Here is a 3,379-nt window from a genome sequence, read left to right as displayed (position 1 = left end):
TTCTTCTGCTTAATTTTTTGTTACATACTTATAAAATTTCACCACGACTTACTTACTGGCAATTTGGCTAATTGAGTTCTGCTACGAAGCTCAAGTAATACTTGACTAGCGTACTCAATATTATTCAAGTGTTTCTTAAGATTTTTAGGTAATCTAACCCTTCGTGTTCGCGCTGGGCTTGGTAGTAATTGCTTGTTAAAGTTTTTAGCTAAGAAAGTCTTTTGCGTTGGTGCTGGGCTTTGTCGTACAAAATTTTGAGATGAAATGTCAGACGATTTTGTACTCTTAGGTGGTAATGGCGATTGCTTAAAACCTTGGGAGCGATACTTTGACTTTGGCATTGAAGGTGGAAATAATACAAACAGCCAAGCTAGAAAAATCATTCCACCCAGTGCAAACAACAAACCAATGATTATGATTAGTATCATTTTTACGCTCCCCTTTGAGCATGGCTTACCTGTGCATATTTCTAAATTGTGATTCTTGTTGAGAATCCTGCTGAATTTGATGATGCATATCAACAACAGATTGAACCTTATCAAGTGCCTGTAACTGTTGGTCACTTACGTTAGCCGATAAAACTCCATCAGTGAGAACAGTCTCGCCGTTTTTGGCACGAACAATTACATTATCGCCAAGGCGTTCAAAATCAAAATTTGTACTTTTAAAACTCTTAGAACCATCAGGGTTATCTTTGCCCAAGATATTCAGCATTGCTTTGACACTCTGTTCAATTGCTTGACCTTTAACATCCTCAACAGCAGCCCGTAGTTCAGTTCGAGTATTATCAATGGCTGACTGAACACCCATAAGGCTTTGATCAACCGTGTTTTTAACACTATCTACCTGTGTACGTATCTCTTGAGTTAAGTTACCAGCTTGTTGATTGAGTTGATTTCTTACACTGTCAGTCTGATATTTAACTTCATCCTTGAAGCTAGTAATTTGTTCATTAATTTGAGATTTAAGTGAAGTAATTTCCTTTCTGAGCTTCGTTACTTCGGGTGTCAGCACATCTAAAAGGCGCTCAAAAACATTCTTGGCAGTTTGTTTTACCTTGTTCTCAACCGTACCCACCCAATTTTGAAGAACTGTATTTTGAACTTGTGGTAAAAACCGTTCATTTACCTGTGACAATGCTTTTTGAGTATTTTCAATCAACTGTTGCTGCTTCTCCAAGGATTTACTCATTTCGGCAACTTGAGCAGCTAGTTGTGATAAAGATTCGGGTGAAAGCTGTTCTGATTTGATACTATCTACAAGTTTTTGTTGTTCGCTTAGTTTTTTCTGCAATACTTGCACTTGTTTTCCTAAAGCTTCTACACTGTAGATTCGCTCATTACTTACAACTTTATTTTTCTGTGATGCCGGAGCTAAACCTAATTTGTCAGTCAGTACTTCTCCATTTTTAATATGGAATACTTTTTCATTACCAATTTTAATAGAAATTGCACCTTGAGAATTTTTCGGGTCAGACAGAGCTTTTTTTAAGTTCTCTACTATCGTTGGTGTTAATAAGTTTTTAGAGGGTGATTCTCCCAATGTTCCTTGATAAACTTTGCTAGAGCTAGAGTAAATATGAACATCCTTGCTGGGATCTAATCCTTTTTCTTTAGCTTTGGCATGGATGAGTTTCAGGAGAGATTCTAAAATTTCTAGATAATCTCGCTTAATCTCTTTAGCTTCGCCATCATCAATCATTATTTTCACCTTTGAGAATTGACTGAATTAACAGTTCAGGATTAATCGCTACTTCTGGTAAAACTATTCCACCGAGTTTATTAAGAACCTGTCTCCCTTCAACTTCAATGTAAGCAAATTCTCCATCAATCATCACTGTTATCGATGATGTATTTTTTTCAGCATCAGCCGGGACATAATCTTTCAGAACACCATTTAATACAAAAATGTTGGCATCATCTGCATCGCCGCTATAGACTTCAAGGCACTCAGGAAAATAGTTAGCATCAAAAGGCAAGTTATCCCAACTATCAGCAGTGTTTAAAATCTCGCTTGGATATTTATCTGCTAGGGCTGCTATATCAGGAGGGAGTTTAGCAATTTGTTTTCTGTCATAATCAGAGAACGGGTAAAACTTACTTGGCGACATGAATTTTATCCTAAGTATTTTTGACTTCCATTTTATTCCAGACAATATTTCTTTAAATCAGACTCGCATATTCTGATAATTGCTCTTGATTTTCTATCAAAGGTAACAATTTTATCGCGGAGGCTCGGCGAATTTTCATTTCTTCATCTGCTGGAGTTAAGAGAGTAGAGTTTTTAGATAAGAACTTTTGAAACTCGTACCAAGCTTTCACACTGTCAGCTTCAGATTGGATTTCATGCTGAGGAATCTTGATTGATTGCAATATTGGCAAACTTATTTGACCACGAGAACGAAATCCGGGACTAATAATTACTGCTTTTCCTGATGGTAAAGTGTTAAATTGATTGACATCAAATAATTTTCGGGTACTGTTTTGGTCAGAATTAGAAATGCTTGCACCACCCTTACCTCCTGATGAGCGAGAACGTTGCTTATATTTAATTTCCTCTTCACCTAAAAACTTACTAAATCGTTCGGCGGCTACATCATCTTGGGGGTTAAAGAATGCTTTAGTAGCACAACCACCAAATATTGCATTAGTTGTGTTTTCACCATAGGATTCAATCAGCATTGATAAGTTTTGCAAGCCCAGCAGAGAGATTAAGCCATCTTCCCGATTCTGATTCAGCCAATCAACCAGTGCTGGTAAATAAAGAGTAGGCAATTCGTCAATCCCTAATACCAAAGGACAAGTACGTTTGTTAGCTACATTCCGGCTCACTAATAGATGCAGAATTGAGACTAGCAAGGGTGCAATCACATCACGCTTCTCTTTGTTCATTCCGAAAATCACCATCTGCCGCCCCTTCAAATCCAGTGGAATATTAGTTTTTCCACAGAATGCTGCTAAGGCAGAGGGAACCATAAAACGGCTGAACAATCCGCTAGCTGTACCCACAATACTAGCTGCTGTTTCTGGCGACCCTGCAACAGATACAAACTGTGCGAAAGCCTCTCTAACCATGAAGTTTAGTTCGGCGGCTTGCTCAATGCGCTTAACTAACTTTGGCAACCCCAGAATTGCTTGGCACATCATAATATCTGGGTAAGGAGTTCCTTTCGCTAGCATAAAAACCGCTTGCACTAGCTGATCCCCAGCATTAGTAAAAAAGCTGTTTCCAGAATCTTTATCACCCAATTGAAAGTTGCGATTGAGTGTAATCGCAAGTTGCCGCGCCATTTCGGAATCTTCATTGCTACGAAGAAAGTCTATACCTGGATTTCTCACAAAGGCTAAAAGAAGAGGGGTCAAAAACTGTGAAAATGTAG

At 38.2% G+C, this 3,379-nt stretch carries 4 protein-coding genes; 1 reads left to right on the top strand and 3 read right to left on the bottom strand.

The annotated features are described in order from the left end of the window. Nucleotides 1–264 precede the first annotated feature (264 nt). Entirely contained in the window at nucleotides 265–480 is a 216-nt protein-coding gene (locus HWQ44_RS00035; protein ID WP_292713360.1) for a hypothetical protein, read from the top strand. Here the strand turns inward: HWQ44_RS00035 and HWQ44_RS00030 are convergent. The 3 genes from HWQ44_RS00030 to HWQ44_RS00020 form a co-directional block, all read right to left on the bottom strand. Further along, entirely contained in the window at nucleotides 454–1,701 is a 1,248-nt protein-coding gene (locus HWQ44_RS00030; RefSeq protein ID WP_292713358.1) for a hypothetical protein, read from the bottom strand. The two genes, HWQ44_RS00035 and HWQ44_RS00030, sit on opposite strands and share 27 nt — an antisense overlap. Then, a complete protein-coding gene (locus HWQ44_RS00025; protein ID WP_292713356.1) occupies nucleotides 1,694–2,110 on the bottom strand; it encodes a hypothetical protein in 417 nt (138 codons plus the stop codon). Before HWQ44_RS00025 ends, HWQ44_RS00030 begins: the two co-directional genes overlap by 8 nt. 52 nt (nucleotides 2,111–2,162) lie before the next feature. Beyond that, a partial coding sequence (locus tag HWQ44_RS00020) for a TraM recognition domain-containing protein (protein ID WP_292713354.1) occupies nucleotides 2,163–3,379 on the bottom strand: 1,217 nt, incomplete at its 5' end.

Origin of the sequence: Nostoc sp. JL34 (assembly GCF_017114945.1) — a bacterium.
Lineage (GTDB): Bacteria > Cyanobacteriota > Cyanobacteriia > Cyanobacteriales > Nostocaceae > Nostoc.
The sequence above is the reverse complement of the archived record's forward strand: the minus strand, read 5'-3'. Positions and strand labels throughout refer to the sequence as shown.